General features: G+C 72.9%; 19 protein-coding genes. 4 read left to right on the top strand and 15 right to left on the bottom strand.

What is annotated here, in order from left to right; genetic code table 11:
- Positions 1-298: 298 nt before the first annotated feature.
- The 4 genes from ACQXVK_RS05345 to ACQXVK_RS05330 all read right to left on the bottom strand — a co-directional run bounded on the left by ACQXVK_RS05345 (position 299) and on the right by ACQXVK_RS05330 (position 6,308).
- Entirely contained in the window at positions 299-2,398 is a 2,100-nt protein-coding gene (locus tag ACQXVK_RS05345) for a glycosyl hydrolase (protein WP_430852959.1), read from the bottom strand.
- Entirely contained in the window at positions 2,395-3,135 is a 741-nt protein-coding gene (locus ACQXVK_RS05340) for an HlyD family efflux transporter periplasmic adaptor subunit (RefSeq protein ID WP_022906409.1), read from the bottom strand. Before ACQXVK_RS05340 ends, ACQXVK_RS05345 begins: the two co-directional genes overlap by 4 nt.
- Positions 3,132-4,895 (bottom strand): glycosyltransferase family 2 protein, encoded by a 1,764-nt coding sequence (locus ACQXVK_RS05335; RefSeq protein ID WP_430852958.1) that lies wholly within the window; start codon positions 4,893-4,895, stop codon positions 3,132-3,134. The genes ACQXVK_RS05340 and ACQXVK_RS05335 overlap by 4 nt, the downstream gene beginning before the upstream one ends.
- Positions 4,896-5,273: 378 nt before the next feature.
- The gene (locus tag ACQXVK_RS05330) at positions 5,274-6,308 is read right to left on the bottom strand and encodes an aldo/keto reductase (protein ID WP_430852957.1); all 1,035 of its coding nucleotides are present in this window, start codon (positions 6,306-6,308) and stop codon (positions 5,274-5,276) included.
- 116 nt (positions 6,309-6,424) lie between these two features.
- On the opposite strand from ACQXVK_RS05330, the gene ACQXVK_RS05325 reads away from it, so the two are divergent.
- Positions 6,425-6,970 (top strand): TetR/AcrR family transcriptional regulator, encoded by a 546-nt coding sequence (locus ACQXVK_RS05325; RefSeq protein ID WP_430852956.1) that lies wholly within the window; start codon positions 6,425-6,427, stop codon positions 6,968-6,970.
- Here the strand turns inward: ACQXVK_RS05325 and ACQXVK_RS05320 are convergent.
- Positions 6,952-7,875, bottom strand: a complete 924-nt coding sequence (locus tag ACQXVK_RS05320; protein WP_022906413.1) for a LysR family transcriptional regulator ArgP — start codon at positions 7,873-7,875, stop codon at positions 6,952-6,954. The two genes, ACQXVK_RS05325 and ACQXVK_RS05320, sit on opposite strands and share 19 nt — an antisense overlap.
- 69 nt (positions 7,876-7,944) lie before the next feature.
- On the opposite strand from ACQXVK_RS05320, the gene ACQXVK_RS05315 reads away from it, so the two are divergent.
- The gene (locus ACQXVK_RS05315) at positions 7,945-8,760 is read left to right on the top strand and encodes a LysE/ArgO family amino acid transporter (protein WP_430852955.1); all 816 of its coding nucleotides are present in this window, start codon (positions 7,945-7,947) and stop codon (positions 8,758-8,760) included.
- Positions 8,761-8,970: 210 nt separating this feature from the next.
- On the opposite strand, the gene ACQXVK_RS05310 is transcribed toward ACQXVK_RS05315, so the two are convergent.
- The 5 genes from ACQXVK_RS05310 to ACQXVK_RS05290 all read right to left on the bottom strand — a co-directional run bounded on the left by ACQXVK_RS05310 (position 8,971) and on the right by ACQXVK_RS05290 (position 14,505).
- A complete protein-coding gene (locus ACQXVK_RS05310) occupies positions 8,971-10,446 on the bottom strand; it encodes an APC family permease (protein WP_430852954.1) in 1,476 nt (491 codons plus the stop codon).
- 111 nt (positions 10,447-10,557) lie between these two features.
- On the bottom strand, positions 10,558-11,439 hold the full coding sequence (locus ACQXVK_RS05305; protein WP_430852953.1) for a hypothetical protein: 882 nt from the start codon (positions 11,437-11,439) through the stop codon (positions 10,558-10,560).
- A 17-nt stretch (positions 11,440-11,456) separates the two neighbouring features.
- A complete protein-coding gene (locus tag ACQXVK_RS05300) occupies positions 11,457-12,275 on the bottom strand; it encodes an alpha/beta fold hydrolase (RefSeq protein ID WP_430852952.1) in 819 nt (272 codons plus the stop codon).
- 158 nt (positions 12,276-12,433) lie between these two features.
- Positions 12,434-12,946: a methylated-DNA--[protein]-cysteine S-methyltransferase gene (locus tag ACQXVK_RS05295; protein WP_430852951.1), complete on the bottom strand. Its 513-nt coding sequence runs from the start codon at positions 12,944-12,946 to the stop codon at positions 12,434-12,436.
- Positions 12,943-14,505, bottom strand: coding sequence for an AlkA N-terminal domain-containing protein (locus ACQXVK_RS05290; protein WP_430852950.1), 1,563 nt, complete (start codon positions 14,503-14,505; stop codon positions 12,943-12,945). The genes ACQXVK_RS05295 and ACQXVK_RS05290 overlap by 4 nt, the downstream gene beginning before the upstream one ends.
- A gap of 108 nt (positions 14,506-14,613) precedes the next feature.
- On the opposite strand from ACQXVK_RS05290, the gene ACQXVK_RS05285 reads away from it, so the two are divergent.
- Positions 14,614-15,186, top strand: a complete 573-nt coding sequence (locus tag ACQXVK_RS05285; protein WP_430852949.1) for a molybdenum cofactor biosysynthesis protein — start codon at positions 14,614-14,616, stop codon at positions 15,184-15,186.
- 152 nt (positions 15,187-15,338) lie between these two features.
- On the opposite strand, the gene ACQXVK_RS05280 is transcribed toward ACQXVK_RS05285, so the two are convergent.
- The 5 genes from ACQXVK_RS05280 to folE all read right to left on the bottom strand — a co-directional run bounded on the left by ACQXVK_RS05280 (position 15,339) and on the right by folE (position 19,064).
- The gene (locus ACQXVK_RS05280; protein ID WP_402266579.1) at positions 15,339-15,881 is read right to left on the bottom strand and encodes a type 1 glutamine amidotransferase domain-containing protein; all 543 of its coding nucleotides are present in this window, start codon (positions 15,879-15,881) and stop codon (positions 15,339-15,341) included.
- Positions 15,882-16,013: 132 nt separating this feature from the next.
- On the bottom strand, positions 16,014-16,667 hold the full coding sequence (locus tag ACQXVK_RS05275) for an HAD-IA family hydrolase (RefSeq protein ID WP_022906422.1): 654 nt from the start codon (positions 16,665-16,667) through the stop codon (positions 16,014-16,016).
- Positions 16,668-16,756: 89 nt separating this feature from the next.
- A complete protein-coding gene (locus tag ACQXVK_RS05270; RefSeq protein ID WP_430852948.1) occupies positions 16,757-17,524 on the bottom strand; it encodes a pyrimidine reductase family protein in 768 nt (255 codons plus the stop codon).
- Positions 17,521-18,459, bottom strand: coding sequence for a dihydropteroate synthase (folP, locus tag ACQXVK_RS05265; RefSeq protein WP_430852947.1), 939 nt, complete (start codon positions 18,457-18,459; stop codon positions 17,521-17,523). Before folP ends, ACQXVK_RS05270 begins: the two co-directional genes overlap by 4 nt.
- A complete protein-coding gene (gene folE, locus ACQXVK_RS05260; protein ID WP_022906425.1) occupies positions 18,456-19,064 on the bottom strand; it encodes a GTP cyclohydrolase I in 609 nt (202 codons plus the stop codon). The genes folP and folE overlap by 4 nt, the downstream gene beginning before the upstream one ends.
- Before the next feature lie 144 nt (positions 19,065-19,208).
- Here folE and ACQXVK_RS05255 point away from each other — a divergent pair, with 144 nt between their 5' ends.
- Entirely contained in the window at positions 19,209-20,681 is a 1,473-nt protein-coding gene (locus ACQXVK_RS05255; RefSeq protein ID WP_022906426.1) for an NCS2 family permease, read from the top strand.
- Positions 20,682-20,754: the final 73 nt, after the last annotated feature.

Genomic DNA, 20,754 nt, shown 5'->3' with positions numbered 1-20,754 from the left:
AACCGCTCGGTGCGAGCATGCAGCGCTGCACCGAGCGACCTTCCTCGCACCGGATCGCGAACGACGCACGGTGCGGAGCGGGCGGGGACCCCGCGCGAGGCGTCCGGCGGCGCCCAGCACCGTGCGTGGTCGGCCGCGCGGTGTGAGGTTGCCCGGCCGGTGCGGGGTCAGCGCGCCGCGCACCGTGCGAGGTTGTCCAGCCGGTGCGCCGGCGACCGCTCGGTGCGAGCTTGCAGCGCCGCACCGAGCGACCTTCCTCGCACCGGATCGCGAATGACGCACGGTGCGGAGCGCGCGCCTACGCCCGCGCCATGATCCACGCGAGCATGTACGACCGCGAGTTCGCCGAGTCGACCACCGCGTCCGGCAGGTCCCGGGCCGCACCGAGCGCCGCCCGCGCCTCCGACCGCGACGCCAACGCCCGGTACATGAGCAGGTAGTCGCCGAACTGGACGTCGTACCTGCCGTCCGGCACGGCCTCAGCGAGCACCCGGCGGATCTGCGCGGCCCCGCCGGCGGCGACGTACGACCGAGCGACGGCCGGCATCGGGATGAGTTCGATCCCCGCGGGGGCGGCCGCGGCGGCGCTGAACCACGTCGCGTGGTCCCGCTTCCCGCCCCAGGTCAGCGAGACCACCTCGTGCCGGAACTCCGGGAACGCGGACAGGTCGGGGTCGAGCACGTCCCGGCGGGCCGACGCGGCCTCGTTCGACAGCAGCCACGTGCCGACCGACTCGAGGGACGACGACCCCGAGACCGCACCCCAGAGCGCGACGCCGTTCCACGCCGAGACGGCCTCGGACGACGACTCCTGGTTGTTGCCGTCGGCGAACGGCGAGAAGCCGGACGCCCAGGAGTGCTGCGCGTACGGGTCGTAGACGCGCAGCTGTGGGAACGAGGCCGTGGCTTCCGGCGAGGCGATGTCCGCGGCGACGAGGTCGGCGACGGTGCGCCAGCGGCTGACGAGCGCGGGGTCGTCGGCGGCCAGCACCGCGGCGGCGGACAGGATGTACCCGTAGTGGAAGTGGTGGTCGTTGAACTCGTCGGAGCCGAACGAGGCCTCCTGTCCGACAAGTCCGTGCACGGTCGGGTCGTACGCGAAGCACCGGGCGGTCCGCGCCCCGCACCCGGCGGCGTCGAGCCACTGGTCGAGTTCGTCCACCACCGAGGTCTTCAGCGTGCTCGCCACCGACGGCAGGTCGAGCTCGGTCGCGAGCCGGTACAGGTTCGCGACGCGGTACAGGTCCTTCCCACCGGCGTAGCTGTCCGCCGCGTAGGACGACGCGTTCACGGTCGAGGCGTCGGCGCGCACCTGGGCGACGAGCGTCGACCGGTCGGCGGACGACACCCCGGACACATCGAGGGTGTCAGAGGGCTCGACGGTGTCGACCGCGAGCCGGAAGGCCGTGCCGGTGCAGACCGGTGCGGCGCCCTGGACGGTGTCGTAGTGCAGGCCCGTGCAGTCGAGCCCGGTCGTGCCCTGCCCGGGCTGCGGGACGAGGACGCCCGGGTCGTCGGAGCCGAAGTCGTACGTCAGCGTGGTGCGCTGCTGCCCCCGCGAGGCGCTCCGCCCGAGCGCGACGCCCGTGAGCGGCCGGGCGGCCCCGACGAGCCGGTCGGTCTGTGCTGCGGTCGCGTCGTCCGGCACGGGCAGGAGGACGATGCTGCCGCCGGCCGAGAGCGCGACCGCGTCACCGTCGATCGTGCCGTCGCGGACCACGAGCTGCCAGGTGCGACCACCGCTCGTCACGGTGCCGGTCCGGGTGCCGGTCGCGTCGATCGGCGCCGTCGTGGTGACGGTGCCGGCACGCGCGGCGGTGTAGGTCACGAGCGGCGAGCCCTCGGCGAGCACGGTGTGCCCGAGGACGGTCGCGCCGCGACGGTGCTCCACGGTCACCGACACCGCGTCGTACGCCGAGACCTCGGTCGAGGTCGCGCCGAGGTCGAGGCCGACCTGCTGCGTCGCGCCACCGGCGATGGTCTTCTCGGTGGCCGACACGACCGGGAGCCCGGCCGCGAAGCCGTCGTCGGTCACCTGCCACGAGATCGGGCTGGGGAACACGGGCTGCGGGGCGTCGCCGAACACGAGTCCGGAGAACCACCGGTTCGTCGGCGGCAGCAGGCCGTCGGCGAGGCGCATCGCGCCCGCCTTCGACGACGCGACGTCGCCGAGACGGGCGACGGCACGCGCCTGTGCCGCACCACTCGCGGAGGGTGCGGTGGTCTCGCGGGGGTGGTCCGCGCCTCCAGTCCCGGTGCACGCGGTGAGGAGCACCGCGACGGTCGTCACGACGGTGACGGCCAGGACCGGTCTGGAGGCGCGGCGCACGCCGACCCGCCGGCGCGCGTCCGGCGCCTGGTCGCGACCGGCGGACCGAGGCAGCCGGAGCACGGTCACAGGCCGATCTGCCGCGCGAAGTCGCGCACGAGGTCCGTGACGCCCGCGAGCCGACCGTCGTCCCGCAGGTGCAGGGTGGCGTCCACCGGGGTCCCGGGGCTCGTGATGCCGGTCGTCGGCGAGGCGGACAGCTCGGGGCTCTCGACGTCGACCGTGGTCTTCGCCTGCCCCTGGTCGTTCGTCTCGACGCTGACGCTCTTCACGGTCCCGCGGATCGTCGTGTCGTTCGGGAGCACGAGGTCGACCGCGGCACCGTTGCGGATCCGCCCGTAGTCCCGTGCGGTGACGATGAAGCTCGACGTCACGAAGAGGCTGTCCTCCTTGTGGATGGTGCCGAGCTCCGAACCGGCCTGCACGTAGCCGCCCGTCTTCACGTCGACCTTCGCGACGGTGCCGGAGACCTCGGCCTTGAAGGTGATGAAGCCGTCCGCGCCGATGTCGTAGGCGCTCGTCTGCGTGTTCGCGCCCACGACGCCCTTGCGGATGTCCTGCGCCAGCTGGAGGCTCTGCACCTGCAGGAGCTCGTCGCCCTTCTGGACGGTGTCGCCCTCCTCGACGTACTCCTCGGTCACGGTGCCGCCGTAGTCGGTGCCGACGGCGTACTCCTGCGCGGCGATCGCGGCCGACGTGCTCGCCACCGCGCTCTGGCGCTGGTTGAAGACGAGCGTGCACGCCGCCACGACGACGAGCACCACGATGAGTCCGGCGAACAACCGGAGTCGGTTCGTCCAGGTCATGCTGCGATCCCTTCCCGCCGGGCGGCGATCCGGTCCGTCTCACGGTTCCGGCCCTGTTCGCGGAACGCCGCGATGACGAAGGCGAGGAACACGAGGGTGTTCGTGATGTTCCACGCGGTGGCGAGCGTCAGTTGCCCGTTGTCGAGGTCGCGCCAGACGGCGACGACGCTCGTCAACGCCAGGAACACGAACACGAGCACCTGCGGGACGATGAAGTTGAACGGCGACGGCGTCCGACCGCGAGCCGCTCCCGTGACGTGCCAGGCCTGCTCCTTGCCGCACACGACGTTCCAGAGCGCGCTCGCGTAGATCGGGAACGAGACCGCTGCGAGCAGGAGCGTCTCGTACCGGAACGACCCGAGGGCGTAGAACGCGAGGAGCACCTGCACGCCGTAGAAGCCGAGGTAGAACAGCACCCACTCGCCGGCACCGATCGACAGGTTCATCGGGCGCAGGTCGAAGTAGATCTCGAGTGGCGGCACGAGCAGGAGGAGCCCGGGGACGATGCCCGTCAGGTAGAAGCTCGCGGTGACGAGGTACTGCAGCCGCTGGTCCATCGTCAGCCGGTGCTTCGGACGGAACGGGAAGTGCGTGAGCAGGATCTCGAAGCCGCCCGTGGCCCACCGGAGCTGCTGCTTCGTGAAGCCCTCGATGGTCTCCGGGGCGTCGCCGACGGCCAGGGTCATCGGGATGAAGACGGTCTTCCAGCCGCGCTCGTGGAGCATCAGGCTGGTCCAGACGTCCTCGGACTTCGAGTCGGTGTACATGCCGCCGATCTCGTCGATCGCCTCGCGGCGGAAGATGACGTTCGTCCCGACGCAGAACGCCGCGTTGAAGCGGTTCCGTCCGGGCTGGATGAACCGGTAGAACACCGTCTGCATGTACCCGGCGCCGCGGGACACCAGGTTGTGGAGGTTGCCGTACGACTGCGGCGTCTGCACGAAGGCGATGCCGTCGTCGGCGAAGAACGGCACGGTCTCGAACAGGAAGTCCGGCTTCGGCACGAAGTCGGCGTCGAACACCGCGAAGTAGTCGCCCTTGGCGAGCGTCAGCGCGTGGTTGATGTTGCCGGCCTTCGCGCCGTGCGACGAGAGCCGTCGGACGTACCGGGCCCCGAGCTCCTCGGCGAGCGCGCGGACGTCGTCGCTCCGGCCGTCGTCGAGCACCCAGGTGCGGTGCTCGCCGCGCATCGCGACCGCCGCCTGCACGGTGGCGGCGACCTTGCTGAGCTCCTCGCCGTAGACGGTGATGAAGACGTCGACCTCGACCCGACGTCCGCGGACGTGCATCGGCCAGCGGTGGGGCTGGTCGGCGGCACCGCTGCGGGCGATGGTGTCGCGGTCGAACAGGGTGTCCTGGGTGTGGTGGAACGCGAAGTCCCGGGGGTCGGAGCCACCGGACAGGATCGTCCACATCGACAGGAGCGCCTGTCCGACGAGCACGCTCTCGGCCACGATCACGAGCCCGTACGGCAGGAAGTCGCCGCGGTTGGCCGGATCGAGCAGGAACACCGCGTACGCCATCACGCCGAGCGTGGCGACGAGCACGATGAGGACCATCACGGGGCTGTGCGCGCGGCTATCCGCCCGGGGTCGGACGTAGGGCACCGGCTCGGTCTGCCGGCGGCGGCGGGCCCGCTCGCGGTCACGCGGGGTGAGCGGGGCGGGGAGCTGGAAGTCCGGGGACTGCAGCTCGTCGGTCGTGCGGGCGGGCGGTTGGAGTCGCGTCGGGGTACGACGGACGTCCGGCGGTGCGGACATGGCGTGGTCTCCTGTCGGGTTCGGAGAGGACTCACGCGTCGTCGAGCGCAGGCGCCGACGCATCGTGAGACGGGCGTCGGCGGCTGCGGCGACATGGATCCGGACCCTCGGGAGGTCCGGCCGGCGAGGACTAGGGATCCTCGGCCGGCGGGGTCGCGACCGTGGGTGCGGTCGCGGTGTTCGGTGTTTCGTGTCGTGGAGCGGTCGTGCTCCCGACGGCCCGTCGCCGTCGGTCCTGCGATCGTAGGGCGGCCCACGGGGCCGCTTCGTGACGAACGTGTGAACACGGGCCCGGGCGGGGTGATCGTGCGGTTTCCCGCAACGGACGCGACGGGAAGCGGACAGCCCCGACGGCCGGGCGGCCCGCCCGGCCGCGTGTCAGGCCGCCGAACGGTCCGTGGCGGGGCGGCGGCGGAGAGCCGCGTCGAGGACCGCCGGCGGGTTGTACTGCTGGTCGAGCCGCCCGACGTCGGTGCCCGGCGGGACGATCGCGTCGATGCGGTCGAGGACCTCGTCGGAGAGCGCCACGTCGGCGCCGGCGAGCAGGTCGTCGAGCTGCTCCGTCGAGCGCGGGCCGATCAGGGCGCTCGTGACGCCGGGGTGCGCGATCGCGAACGCCATCGCGAGGTGGGTCATCCGGATGCCGGTCTCCTCGGAGAGTGCGACGACCTGTTCCACGGCGTCGATCCGTCGCTCGTCGCGGTTGTGCCGGAACATGGTCGCGCGGGCGAGGTCGGTGTCCTGCCCCTTCCGGAACCGGCCGGTCAGCATGCCGCCGGCGAGGGGGCTCCAGACGAGGGCTCCCATGCCGTGGCGCTGGACGGTCGGGAGGACCTCGCGCTCGATGCCCCGGTTGAGGATCGAGTAGGTGGGCTGTTCGGTGCGGAATCGTTCGAGGCCACGGCGCTCGGACGTCCACTGCGCCTCGACCTGCATCGACGCGGGGAAGTCCGAGCTGCCGATCGCCCGGACCTTGCCGCTGCGGACCAGGTCGGTCAGTGCGGACAGGGTCTCCTCGAGGTCGACCGTGTCGTCGGGTCGGTGCGCCTGGTAGAGGTCGATGTGGTCGGTCCGCAGACGGCGGAGCGACCCCTCCACCGCCTGCATGATCCACCGCCTCGAGTTTCCCCGGCGGTTCGGGTCGTCGCCCATCGGGCCGTTGAACTTCGTGGCGAGGACGACGTCGTCGCGTCGCCCGACGAGTGCCTTGCCGAGCAGTTCCTCGGAGCCGCCCTGCGAGTAGCGGTCGGCGGTGTCGATGAGGTTGATGCCGGCGTCGAGTGCACGGTGGACGATGCGGATCGAGTCCTGTTCGTCGCCGTTGCCGATGGTGCCGTCGGTGCCGAGCATCATGGCGCCGAGCGCGAAGGGGCTGACCTGGATGCCGGTGCGGCCGAGGGTGCGGTACTGCATGTGCGGTTCCTCCTGTCGATGGCGTCCCGGGGCTCGGTGCCGTATCGTGAACCGAAGTGGAACGCTCTTCCGGAACTATACGGAATGGTTTTCCGTTTACGCAAGAGGAGGACTCCGTGCGCGCCGACGCCCGACGCAATGCCGACGCCCTGACCGACGCCGCCAAGGCCGTCTTCGCGAGCGACGGGGTGGACGCCCCCGCGAAGCTGATCGCCGACCGGGCCGGCGTCGGCGTCGGCACGCTCTACCGGCGGTTCCCGCAGCGCTCGGACCTCGTCGTCGCCGTGTTCCAGCGGGCGGTCGAGTCGACGGCGGCCGCCGCGGACGAGCTCGCGGCGGCGCACGCTCCCGACGAGGCGCTCGCCCGCTGGCTGCAGCGGTTCACCGAGTTCGTCGCGACGAAGCGGGGACTCGCCGCGGCCCTGCACTCCGGGGATCCGGCGTTCGCAGCCCTGCCCGAGTACTTCGTCGGTCGGCTCGGCGGCGCGCTCGGCGGACTCCTCGATGCGGCGGCCGAAGCCGGGACGATCCGTCCCGACGTGGACGCCCAGCAGCTCCTGCACGCGGTGGCGGACCTGTGCCACGGGGCCGCGTCGATCGAACAGAGCCAGATGCTCGTCGGACTGCTCGTGGACGGCCTCCGCTACCGCGCGACGGTCTGACCGACCGGGTGGAGGCGCTCGGCCGCGGTCGCCCGCACGGCCTCGGTCACGCGTTCGAGCAGCGGCGAGGCCAGGTTCCAGCGCTGCCACCACAGCGCCACGTCCGCGCGGCGCCCGGGGGTGAGTTCGACGAGGTCGCCGTGCTCGAGGGCGTCGAGGCACTGGGCCTCCGGCAGCATCCCCCAGCCGAAGCCGAGCGACACCGCACGGGCGAAGTCCGCCGAGGTCGGGACGAAGTGTCTCGGGCCGGACGGGGCGTGCCCGAGCACCCGGCGCAGGTACCCCTGCTGCAGGTCGTCGTCACGGTCGTAGTCCACCAGGGGCACGCGGTCGAGGAGTCGCGTCATCCGCTGCTCGCTGTCGACACCCGGCAGGTACCGCGCGACGAACGACGGGGAGGCCACCGCCCGGTACCGGTCGATCCCGAGCGGCACCGAGGAACAGCCCTGCACGGGTTCGGCCTCGGCCGTGACGGCGGCCATCACCGTGCCCGCGCGGAGGAGTTCGGCGGTGCGGTCCTGGTCCTCGCGGTGCAGATCGAACACGACCTCGGTGTCGGCGCGCACGAGGGCGAGCGCGTCGAGGAACCACGTGCCGAGCGAGTCGGCGTTCACCGCGAGCGGGATCGACGGCACGACCGACTCCCCGCCGCCGAGCGCCCGCGCGGTCTCCTCGTCGAGCAGCTGCGCCTGACGTGCGTGGCGGAGGACGACCTCGCCGTCGGGGGTCGGGCGGACCGGTGTCGTCCGCTGCAGGAGCACCCGGCCGACCTGCTGCTCCATCGACTTGATCCGCTGCGACACCGCCGACGGGGTGATGGACAGCGCCCGGGCAGCGGCGTCGAGGGTGCCGTGGTCGACCGCGGCGAGGAGGGTCTCGAGGTGTTCGCGCTGCAGCCCTGGCATGCAGCTGAGCTTACGCAGCATCAGGAACGTGAGCTGTACTGCATCAGGGTGCGCTCCTACGCTCGAACCGTGACCGCCCTCCTCCCCATGCTCGCCGGCCTCGGCACCGGACTCGCGCTCATCGTGGCGATCGGCGTGCAGAACACGTACCTGCTGCGCCTCGCGGTGACCTCGTCCGTGCGGGTCGTCGCGGCCGCGGTCGTCGTCTGCGCCGTGTCCGACGCCGTGCTCATCCTGGCGGGGGTGCTCGGCGTGGGGGTCGTGGTCGAGCGCCTCCCGGTCGCGCTCGTCGTCATCCGCTTCGTCGGGGCGGCGTTCCTCGTGACCTACGGGGTGCTCGCGGCCCGTCGTGCGCTGTGGCCGTCGGGCGAGTCCCTGCGGGTCGAGTCCGAGGCGGCGGACGACGGCGTGCCGGTGGCGATCGCGTCCGGGAACGCGCCCGCGGACGAACACTGCGCCCCGTCAGGACCGGCCGCAGTGTCCGGTGCGGGGCGCGGTGCGGCCGTCCACCCGGCCGGGGCCGGTGCCGCGGCGACGGCCCCGACGACGGTGGCTGCGGGGCGGACGCGCACCGCGCCTCCTGGACGAGCCGCGACCGTGCGGACGGCCGTCGTGACGATGCTCCTGTTCACCTGGGCGAACCCGCACGTGTACCTGGACACGCTCGTGTTCCTCGGCTCGGTCGCGAACCAGCAGGGGCCGGCGGACCGGTGGTGGTGGACGGCCGGGGCGGCCCTCGCGAGCTGCCTGTGGTTCGGTGCGCTCGGGTTCGGCGGACGGCTCCTGCGACCGCTGTTCGCGAAGCCGCTGACGTGGCGCGTGTTCGACGGTCTCGTCGCGCTCGTCATGCTGGGCTTCGGCGCGACGCTCGCGCTCGGCGCCTGACGCGGCGCCGACGTGGGGCCGCGTGGCCGCGTGGCCGCGTGGCCGCGTGGAACCAGGTTTCCGACACCGAACCAGCCCCTGCGCGTGGTTCGGTGTCGGAAACCTGGTTCGACCCGTCCGCCAGCGCCCGCGCCCGCGCCCGCGCCCGCGCTCGCGCCCGCCACCGCCGGGCGACGCACCGCCCGCCGCAGCGCCCGCGCCCGCGCCGCCCTACTGCAGGCCCTTGCCCACCCGGCTGTTGCGACGGCTGTAGCCGAAGTAGATCGCGAACCCGATCACGAGCCAGATGACGAACCGCAGCCACGTCTCGACCTCGAGGTTCAGCATCAGCCAGAAGCACAGCACCGCCGACACGATCGGCAGCACCGGCGACCACGGCACCCGGAAGGCGCGCGGGGCGTCCGGACGCGTGCGACGCAGCACGACGATGCCGATCGACACCAGGACGAACGCCGACAGCGTGCCGATGTTGATCATGCCCTCGAGCTTGTCGACCGCCGTGAAGCCGGCCAGCAGTGCCACGACGACGCCCGCGACGACCTGCACGCGCACGGGGGTCTGCGTCTTCTCGTTCGTCTTCGAGAACCAGCGCGGCAGCAGGCCGTCGCGGCTCATCGAGAACACGATGCGGGACAGACCGAGCAGCAGCACCATGACGACCGTCGTGAGACCGATCAGGGAGCCGATCGCGATGATCCCGGCGGCCCACGGCAGGCCGACGATGGAGAAGGCCGAGGCGAGGGACGGCGCGTCCTCCTGCGCCAGACGCTGGTACGAGACCATGCCGGTGATGACGATGCTGACGCCCACGTAGAGCAGCGTCACGATGCCGAGGCCGATGAAGATGCCGCGGGGCAGGGTCTTCTGCGGGTTCTCGGTCTCCTCGGCGCTCGTCGCCACGACGTCGAAGCCGATGAAGGCGAAGAACACGAGGGACGCCGCGGCGAGCAGACCGAAGACGCCGTACTGGGCGGGCTCGGACCCCGTGAACCAGGACACGAGCGACTGGGTCCAGACGCTCCCCTCGGCACCCTTGGCGGGTTCGGCCGGCGGGATGAAGGGGGTGAAGTTCGCGGCCTTGACGAAGAACGCACCGGCCACGATGACGAAGACGACGATCGCGACCTTGATGATCGTGATGACGGCCGAGACCCGGCTCGACAGTCGGGTGCCGAAGGCGAGCAGGACCGTGAAGATGCCGACGATGAGCACCGGCCCCCACGTGAACGGGACCGGGCCGAGCTGGATCGTGCTCGGCAGGGCCACGCCGAACACGTTGAACGCCTCGCTGAGGTAGATCCCCCAGTACTTCGCGATCACGGCGCTGGCAGTGAGCGTCTCGAGGATGAGGTCCCAACCGACGATCCACGCGAGGAGCTCGCCCATCGTGGCGTAGGTGAACGTGTAGGCGGAGCCGGCGACCGGGATCGTCGACGCGAACTCGGCGTAGCACATGATCGCCAGGCCGCACGTGACGGCGGCGAGCAGGAACGAGATGATCACGCCGGGACCGGCGAAGTTCGCGGCGGCGTTCGCGCCGACCGAGAAGATGCCGGCGCCGACGGCGACGGCGATGCCCATCGCCGCGATGTCGAAGGTCTTCAGCGACCGTTTGAGGGAGCGCCCCTTCTCCTCGGAGTCAGCGAGGGACGCCTCGATCGACTTGATGCGGAGCTTCGGTGCCATGGGGTGGTTCCCGTCATCGGCTGGCGGCGGACCCCGCGAGAGTACTGGTGTACCACCCCGGCACGCAAACGGCGGGGATGTCCCGTTCCGGGCCGGGAGGCGCGGCTCGGCTCAGGCGGATCGGCGCCAGTCCGACAGGAACCGGGCTCCGGCCTCGTCGTGGATCACGCCGTCCGGTGCCGTGAGGACCGGGTACGGCGTGGCCGGGACCCCGTCGGACGGACGGACGTCGACGTGCGCGACCTCGTGCCCGTTCGCGTGCAGCCAGTCCGCCATCGCGTAGTCGCTCCGGGAGTCGCCCATCGTCCGCCACGCGAGCGGCAGCTCGCCGTCCTGCGCGAGGAGCTCGAGCGACCGCTCGGCACCCATGTCCTTGCCGCTGCGATCGGACTCGACGTCGGTCGAGATGATCGTCGGGTCGATGCGCCACTGCACGGCCCCGGCGGCGTCGGGGCGGACGTCGTCGAGCCGTCGGACCCCGAGCCCGCGGCGCTCGAGCGCCGCCATCGCCTTCGCGTCGAACTCCGGCTGGCGCGCGAGGTACGTCTGGTTCGGCACCTCGACGCGCTGCTCGATCGACACCATGGCGCGCTTGGTCTCGTCGAAGAACACCAGGTCGGCGTACTCGTCGCGGACGAGCTCCCGCATCTCGTCGGCGTAGTCCCTCGGCAGGGCGAGGTCCTCGGCGACGGTCAGCTCGCCCATGCCGCCCTCGTACTGCGGCCCGATCGAGCACCACACGGCGCCCTTCTCGCACACGGCGTGCACGCGGCCGCCGGCGGCGAGACCCCCCTCGAGGAGCGGTCCGACGACCTCCTGCCGGATGAAGGCGTCGCTGCGGCCGGTGTTGAAGACGACCGGGATGCCCTCGGCGGCGAGCGCGACGAGGTCCTGGACGATGCTCGGGATCGCGATGGTGCGCGAGACGGGGCTGGCGATGGGCCCGTCGACGTCGAGCAGGAGGCCGAGACGAGGTGCGTTCACGACGACCATCCTTGCAGCCCCGGTGGTCAGCGCCGTGCGTTCGTCCGCACCGTGAGGCGGTCGAGCAGCTCGCCGAGCGCCTCGGGGGCGGGGACGTGTCCCTGTCCGGGCACCTCGGTGTACTCCGACCCCGGGACGGCCTCGACGACCGCGCGTGCCGCCTGCCGCATCCACTCGAGCCCGTCGCCACCCGCCGCGACGAGGACCGGCACGCCCACGGCCGCGGCCACCCGCTCGGGGATCGCGAGGCCGTTGAGCACCCGGACGTCGCGGCTCAGGACGTGCGCGTCGACGACGAGGGAGCGCCACAGCGAACCCTTCAGCCGGAGCGCCGTGATCTGGCCCATCGGGACGCCGAGGACGTGCGCGAGGAACGCCCGGACAGCCTGGGCCCGACGACCGCTCGCGACGTGCTCGTCGAGCGCATCGGCGAACACGACGTCGTCGGCGTGCGGGTCGACCGTGGCGCGGTAGGGCGGTTCCCACAGCACGGCGGCGTCGAGTCGGACCCCGCCCGCGATCGCGTGCAGCACCACCCCGGCGCCGACGCACAGGCCGACCGCGGTGATCGGCCCCTCGACGTCGGCGACGACGGCCGCGAGGTCCTCGACCTCGCGCTCGATCGACCACGGTTCGGTGTCGCCGCTCGAGCCGCGGCCGCGCCGGTCGTAGGTGAGCACCCGGTAGCGGTCGCGGAGCGTCGCGGTCAGTGCGGTGACGAAGGGGGTGCCGTGGTGGTCGAACGCCCCGCCGACGACCACGAGCGCGGGGCCCGCTCCGGCGTCCGACACGGCGAGCACCGTGCCGTCCGCGGAGACGACCGTGCGGTCGACGTGCTGGTCCATGGGGGTCCTCGAAGGTGGTTCGACCGCGGTGTGCCGCAGGTGTGCGTGGGTCCTTCGGGTCTGGTCCGTGGCGGGTCGGTTGTGTCGAGCATGACAGCACCGCGCCGCCACGTCGACACCCGCAACCAGGGGGAGGACGCCCGTGCGCCCGCCCGGGCTCAGACGAGCGCGGTCGTCCCCACCGACTCCCGCTCGAGCAACGACCGCTTCACGTCGAGCCCCCATGCGAACCCGCCGAGGGTGCCGTCGGTCCGCAGCACCCGGTGGCACGGCACGAACAGCGCCGGGGCGTTCCGGGCGCAGACGCTCGCCGCGGCGCGGACCGCGTCGGGTCGCCCCATCGCCGCCGCGAAGCCGGTGTAGGTGAGCGTCGTGCCCGCGGGGACCAGTCGGAGCTGCCGCCACCCCTCGGTGAAGAGCTCCGTGCCGAACTGCCGCACGGGCACCTGCATCGCGTGGTCGACCTCGCCCGCGTAGAAGGCGTCGACGGCATCGGCCGAGGCCACCCGCCCGTCGGTGACGCGGTCGGGTCGGTGTCGGTCGGCGAGGCGCGCGAGGATGCGCTCGACCGAGTCGGTCCAGCCCGAGGCGAGGACACGGCCCTCGGTGTCCTCGAGCACGGTGAAGGGGCCGTCGGGGGTGTCCAGGGTCTGGATCGTCGCGTCGGTCATCGTTCGTCCTTCCGGGCGGCCGGAGCCGCGGTCGTCGTGCTGGTCGGCACGGTCGTCGCCGTCGCGCGGTCGATGATCGGTCGCCAGCAGTGCATGGTGAGGTAGCTCCGCCACGGCGCCACCTGCTCAGACCATAGGGAGAGCTCGCGCGCCGAACCGGGCAGACCGAGTTCCTGTGCACCGTTCCGCACGGCGAGGTCGCTGTGGAGGAAGACGTCCGGGTGGTGGCGGACCCGGAGCGCCACGTAGTCGGCGGTCCAGGGACCGATGCCCTTCACCGCGAGGAGCCCGGCGCGCAGCTCGTCGAGCGACTGGCCGGCGTCGACCACCAGCGATCCGTCGGCGAGCGCGACGGCCACCCGCAGGATGGTGTCCACGCGGGCCGCCGGTCCGCGCAGGACCTCGTGCCCCCGCGCGGCGATCACGGCGGCGGACGGGAAGAGCAGGCCGTCCGGCGCGATCGCGGACGGCACGGGCGCACCGAGCGCCGCCACCAGCCGGGTCTGGGCCGTCCGGGCCGCCGCGACGGACACCTGCTGGCCGATGAGCGTGCGGAACACGATCTCGTGCGGGTCGACCGCGCCCGGCAAGCGGATGCCGGGCACGCGCCGGACGGCGCCAGTCAGCTCGGGCACCGCGCCGAGGACGGCGTCGACCGCCTCCGGGTCGGCGTCGAGGTCGAAGTACGACCGCACCCGGGCCACGAGCGTCGGCAGGTCGGAGAGGTCCGTGACGCGCACGCGCAGGTCGATCCCGGTGCCCCGCCCGTCCGCGCTCGGAACCGCGGCCGACGCGCTGAACCAGGCCGCGCCTCCTGGCAGGTCGAGCACCCGTCCGTACGACGTGACCCGCCCCGCGTCGCCGACCTCGACCTGTTCCGTGCCCGCCAGGGCGTGGAGGGCGTGCCAGTCGAGGAGTCCCTGCGCGTCGAACGGCGCCCGTGCCGGCAGGTGCACGTGCAGCGCCCCGTCCACCACCGGTCGCGTCGTGCGCCGCGCGCGGAGCTCGGTCGGGGTGACCGCGAAGACCTCGCGCACGGTGTCGTTGAACTGGCGGACGCTCGCGAACCCGGCGGCGAACGCGACGTCCGCGACGGGCAGGTCGGACGACGTGAGCAGGGTCCGTGCCGTCTGCGCGCGGTGTGCCCGGCTGAGTGCCTTCGGTCCGGCGCCCAGCTCGGCGGTCATGATGCGGTTCAGCTGCCGTTCCGAGTAGCCGACGCGGGCCGCGAGGCCGGGGACCCCGTCGCGCTCGACGACGCCGTCGAGCACCAGCCGCATCGCCCGTCCGGCGACGTCCTCGCGCACGTCCCACTCGGGGCTGCCCGGGGTCGCCTCGGGCAGGCAGCGCTTGCACGCGCGGTAGCCGGCGAGGTGCGCCGCCGCGCTCGTGCGGTAGAACGTGACGCCGGCCGCGCCGGGGGTCCGGGCCGGACACGAGGGTCGGCAGTAGATGCCGGTGGAGTGCACGGCGGTGACGAACTGCCCGTCGAACCGGGCGTCGCGCGAGGCGACGGCGCGGTGGCGCTCGGCGTGCAGGGCGTCTGGTGCGGTGGACATGCCTCCAGCCTGACACGGGTCACCGACATCGACTGGCGGGAATCGGACACGGCAGCGGACGTCCGTCGGCGCGGGACGGGACCGGGAGGCGCGGCTAGCGTGGGGTGCGTGACCCTGGTGGACGACGTGGCCGGCTCCGGCGACCTGCCCTGCCGGACCGACGTCGAGATCGCGCTGCTGCTGGTGTCCCGGCGGCACCGGTACGAGGGGCGACCGGCGGACGGTGCGCTGCCGGTGGTCGACGGCGAGCCGGACGACATGCGCGGGCACGTCGAGCTGCGCGCGGGGCTCGGGATCGTCGGCGACCGCTACTTCGCGTCGCGGGCGCACGTGCACGCCTCGGTGACCCTGATCGGCCTCGAGGGACTCGAGGCCGTCGGCACCGCTCTCGGCGCGGACGTCGACCCGGCCGCGACCCGACGCAACGTGTTCCTCCGCGGGGCGGACGTCGAGGCGCTCCGGGGCGAGCCGTTCTCCCTGCAGAGCGTCGGCCACGCCCCCGTGCTGTTCCGCGGCTACCGGCCGGCGAACCCGTGCGCCTGGATGGACCACGAGGTGGCCCCGGGGGCGTTCCGGGCGATGCGCGGGCGGGGCGGGGTGCGGTGCGACCCGGAGTCCGACGGCGTCCTCGCCCTCGGACCCGCGGTGCTCCGCACGACCCGCCCCGTCCCGCTCGGCTGACCGGCGGCCGCGCCTCGGTGCGGGGGTGCCGAGACTCGGCTCCGCGGACTCTTCCGCGGCGCCGCAGTCCGCGCTGCGTCCGCCGAGCCGAGACTCGGCCCAGCCGGCTACGCCGTGAGCGCCGACTCGATGGCGAGTGGGCGCAGCGCCGGCTACGCCGTGAGCGCCGACTCGATCGCGTCGACGAACGCCGGCAGGTCGTCCGGGTTCCGCGACGTGATGAGGACGCCGTCGACCTGGACCTCCCGGTCGACCCACTCGGCGCCGGCGTTCCGCACGTCGGTCTGCAGCGACGGGAACGACGTGATCGTCTTCCCCGACACGACGCCGGCCTCGATGAGGGTCCACGGGCCGTGGCAGATCGCGGCGACGGGCTTGCCGGCCTCCGCGAACGCCTGCACGAGGGACACCGCCTGCTGGTCGGTGCGGAGGGTGTCGGCGTTGATGGTGCCACCGGGGACGACGAGCGCGTCGAAGGAGCCCGCGTTGACACCGGCGATGGTGGTGTCCGGGTCGACCGACTTGCCCGGGTCCTCGTCGCCGATGAGGGTCGTGATCGGGCCGGTCTCCTGCGCCGCCACCGTCACGGTCGCGCCGCGCTCGCGGAGCTGGTCGATGGGGACGACGATCTCGTCCTGCTCCACACCGGAGTTCGTCGCGATGACGAGGATCTTCTTGCCGTCGAGTGCTGCCATGGTCGTTCCTTCCGCGGCCCGGTCGTTCCGGCCGCACGACCACGTTCGTCCACGGGGGCTGGAAGCGTCCGCAGGTGGACAGCCGAGGCCGCGGGCCCAGCCGCGGAGGCCGGCTCAGCCGTGGAGTCGGGCTCAGCCGCGGATGCGGAACGCAGTCCCCTCGCGCTCGACCGTGATGCCGTCGTACCCCGTCACCCGGTACAGCCCGGCCGTGACGTCGGCGTCGAGCGTGCCGACGACCACCGTGGTCGCGCCCGAGGCGATCGCGGCCTCGAGCCCGGCGGGGGCGTCCTCGAACGCCACGCAGTCGGCAGCGTCGACGCCGAGCAACGCCGCGCCGCGCAGGTAGCCGTCCGGGTGGGGCTTGCCGTGCTCGACGTCCTCCGACGGCACGAACGCCCCGGGCATGGCCAGTCCTGCGGCAGCCATGCGTCCGGCGGCGAGGTCCCGCGGCGCACTCGTCACGAGCGCCACCGGGACGCCGGCCGCGAGCAGCCGGTCGACGAACGCCGCGGCGCCGGGGATCTCGGCGATGCCCTCGGTGCTCGCGCTCTCCTCGGCGACGAGCGAGTCGGCGATCCGCACCTGCTCGTCGTGGTCGAGGTCGGGCAGGAAGCGCTCGATCGTGCTGATCGCCTGGCGGCCGTGCGAGAACGCGAGGATCTCCGCCGGGTCGATGCCGTGCCGCTCGCCGAACCGGGACCAGGTCGCCTCGACCACCGCGGTCGAGTCGACGAGGGTCCCGTCCATGTCGAAGAGGACCCCGGACGCCACGATGTCGATCACGCGCCCGACCCTAGCCTGCCGCCCCGGTCACTCGCCGGGGTCCGGCACGCGGCGCCGGTCACTCGCCGGGGTCCGGCACGCGGCGCCGGTCACTCGCCGGGATCGGGTGCCCGCACGTACCGGGTCAGCAGCACGCCGTCGCGCCCGAGCAGCACGTGGGCCGGTCGGAAGCGCCGCAGCTCGTTCGACCCGCCGTGCGTGATGCGCGGGCCGGCACCGCCCTCGAGCGTCGGGTCGACCGTCAGGGTGAGTTCGTCCACGAGGTCCGCCGCCACGAGCGCGCCGAAGAACGACGGCCCGCCCTCGCAGTGGACCGTGCCGAGGCCGCGCGCCACCAGGGCGTCGCGGAGCCGCGCGGGGTCGACGGTGTCCGGGTCGTCGTCGGCGCTGCACGGCACGACGTCCGCGACCGCTGCGAGCGCCGAGGCCGCGGGTGACCCGGCCGCCGACGCCGAGGTGAGGACGATCGGTCGTACCGGGGCCTCGGTGAAGATCCGGGACGCGGGCTCGAGGGACAGCGACCCGGACACGATCGCGAACACCGGGTGGTCGGGCAGCCCGTGCGACCGCCGCCAGGTGACGTCAGCGTCGTGCAGCACCATCGGCCCGTAGCCCTCGTCGCGGACGGTCCCGGCGGCGACGAGCACCACGTCGGCCACCCGGCGCAGCAGGTCGAACACGCGCAGGTCGTCCGGGCCGCCGAGCGACCCGGACACGCCGTCCCCCGCGGCGGTCGCCGACCCGTCGAGCGTCGTCACGAAGTTCACGCGCAGCCAGGGGGCGACGGCGTCGGCGGTGTACAGCTCGAGCAGGTCGTCGTCGGACAGGTCGCCGATCGACTGCGGCAGGCCGGTCACGTGTTGTGCCGCGCTTCCACCGGTTCGCGCCAGCCGAGCGTCGCCTCCAGCATCCGCATCGCGTCGACGCTCTCGGGCACGTCGTGCATCCGGACGATCCGGGCGCCGAGCATCGCGCTCACGGTCGCGACGGCGAGCGACCCGGCCAGCCGTTCACCGCGGGGCCGACCGAGCGACTCCCCCACGAAGTCCTTGTTCGACACCGCCGCGAGCACCGGGTAGCCGAGCGCCACGACCTCGGGCAGGCGCCGGGTGAGCTCGAGCGTGTGCCGGGTGTTCTTGTTCAGGTCGTGCCCCGGGTCGACGATGATCCGCGACTCCGGGACGCCGGCGGCGAGGGCCCGGTCGACGCGCTCCCGCAGGAAGTCGACCACCTCGGTCGTGACGTCGCCGTACTGCGGCGGCGCGGGCAGCGGACGACGGGGCTCGGCCAGCGAGTGCGTGATGACGACGGTCGCGTCCGAGTCGGCGACGACGGCCGCCATCCGCGGGTCGGACAGCCCGGTCGTGTCGTTGACGACGCTCGCGCCGGCCTCGATCGCGGCGGCCGCGACCTCGGGGCGGAACGTGTCCACGCTGATCGTCACGTCCGACTCCTGCGCGAGTTGCCGGACCACCGGCACCACGCGGTCGATCTCGTCGGCCGCCGGGAGCTCGGGCCCTGGGGCGAACTTCACGCCGCCGATGTCGACCCAGTCCGCGCCCTGCTCGGCGGCCCGAACCGCCGCCTCGACGGCACGGTCCAGCGCGAACGTGGCACCCCGGTCGTGGAACGAGTCGGGGGTGCGGTTCACGATCGCCATCACGGCGACGCGGTGGTCGAAGTCGTAGGTGCGGCGTCCGATGGTGCGCACCGGTTCGCGCAGGGCGGGCACGACCCAGCCGGGTGCCGTCGCGGGGGCCGGGAGGCGCGACCCGGCACGTTCCGTCGTCATGCGTCCGCCCCGTGGCCGGTCCCGGCGGCGCCGGCGCCGATCAGGGCGATCGCCTCGGCCCGGCCGGCGGCGTCCGCGAGGCTCCCCGTCGCCGCGACGGTGACGGTCGTCGATCCGGTCTGGCGTTCGCCACGGGTCGTCACGCACTGGTGCTGCGCGTCGAGCACGACGAGGACACCGGCCGCCGCGAGCCCGTCCGCGATCGTCGTCGCGACCTGCTCGCCGAGCCGCTCCTGCAGCTGCGGACGGGAGGCGACGGCGTCGAGCACGCGGGCGAGCGTGCCGAGTCCGATGAGCCGCTCCCCCGGCGCGTAGGCCAGGTGGGCCACGCCGAGGAACGGGAGGAGGTGGTGCTCGCAGACGGAGCGGAACTTCACGTCCCGGACGATCACGAGCTGGCCGCGGTCCGCCGGTTCGGCGTGCACGGTGCCGTCCCGCGCGATCGCCACCGCGTCGGTGCCGATGCCGGAGAAGAACTCGGCGTAGGACTCCGCGACGCGGGCGGGCGTCCGTGTGAGTTCCGCGCGGTCGGGGTCGTCGCCGATCGCGAGCAGCAGCTCGCGGACGGCGGACTCGATGCGCGCTCGGTCGAGACGTTGGTTCACCCGTCCATCCAACACCAGCCCTGGCCGCAGAACGCGAGCGGCCGCCGGGCGAGACGTACCCCGTCCAGGCGCGCCGCGCCTCCCGGAAATCCCTGTAAGGAAGCTGTGACGTGCCGGAAACCCAGCGCCCTTTAAGCTTGTTCGGTGAGCGCCCCGCAGACCGACACCACACCCCGGAACCGCTTCGCGACCGGCCTCGACCGCTTCTTCTCGATCACGCACCGCGGATCGACGATCCCCCGCGAGATCCGCGGTGGACTCGTCTCCTTCGTGACGATGGCGTACATCGTCATCCTCAACCCGCTCATCCTCGGCGGGTTCAGCCAGGACCAGGCGCCGCAGGACGTCGTCGGCGGGTGGCTGCAGAACGCCCAGGTCGCCGCTGCGACGGGGCTCGTGGCCGGCCTCATGACGATCGCGATGGGGCTCATCGCGAACCTGCCGTTCGGCATCGCCGCGGGACTCGGGATCAACTCGTTCCTCGCCGTGAGCGTCGTGCACCAGGTGACGTGGGCCGAGGCGATGGGGCTCGTCGTCATCAACGGCGTCGTGATCGTGATCCTGGCGTTGACCGGCATCCGGACGATGATCTTCACGGCCGTGCCCGCGCAGCTCAAGGCCGCGATCACCGTCGGCATCGGCCTGTTCATCGCGTTCATCGGCCTCGTCGACTCGGGCTTCGTCCGCACCACGAAGAACGCCTCGCCGCCGCTGCAGCTCGGCGAGGACGGCTCGATCGCGGCGCTGCCGACCATCGTGTTCCTGATCGGCCTCGTCATCATCGGCACGCTCATGGCCCGCAAGGTCCGCGGCGCCCTGCTCATCGGCATCGTGGCGACCACGGTCATCGCGATCATCCTGCAGGCGATCTTCAAGGTCCCGACCTCGGTCGACTCCCCCACCGGCTGGAACCTCAACGCCCCCGGCCTCCCCAGCGCCCTGTTCGCGGTGCCGGACCTGTCGCTCGTCGGCCACGCGGACGTCTTCGGCGCCTTCACCCGCATCGGCCCGATCGCCGCGTCGATGCTCGTCTTCACCCTGGTCTTCACGAACTTCTTCGACGCCATGGGCACGATGACCGGCCTCGCGAAGGCCGCCGGCGTGGCGAACGCCGACGGCACGTTCCCGCGGCTGAAGTCGGCGCTGGTCGTCGAGGGTGCCGGTGCGATCGCCGGTGGCGGCGCCTCGGTGTCGTCGAACACCGTGTTCATCGACTCCGCCGCCGGCATCGGCGAGGGTGCCCGCACCGGGATGGCCTCGGTCGTCACCGGCCTGCTGTTCCTGGCCTCGATGTTCCTCACGCCGCTCACCCAGGTGGTCCCGCTCGAGGTCGCCGCCGCCGGACTCGTCGTCGTCGGAGCGCTCATGGTGGCGCAGGTGAAGGACATCGACTGGACCGACTTCGGGGCGGCGCTGCCGGCGTTCCTGACGATCGTGATCATGCCGCTGACCTACTCGATCGCGAACGGCATCGGCGCGGGCTTCATCAGCTGGGTGCTCATCAAGCTGCTGTCCGGGCGCGGTCGGCAGGTGTCGTGGCTGCTGTACGTCGTGGCCGCGGGCTTCCTGCTGTACTTCGCGCGCGGGCCGATCGAGACGCTGCTCGGCGTCGGCTGACGCGGGGCTCCGCGCACGGGGCGCTGCACACGTTCGTCCCGCGTCGCCCCGCGCCGCACCGCCCGCCCCGCCG

It is taken from the genome of Curtobacterium sp. AB451 (assembly GCF_050585845.1).
Classification (GTDB): Bacteria; Actinomycetota; Actinomycetes; order Actinomycetales; family Microbacteriaceae; genus Curtobacterium.
Note: the sequence above shows the minus strand (reverse complement) of the source record. Positions and strands in the feature narration are given on the sequence as shown.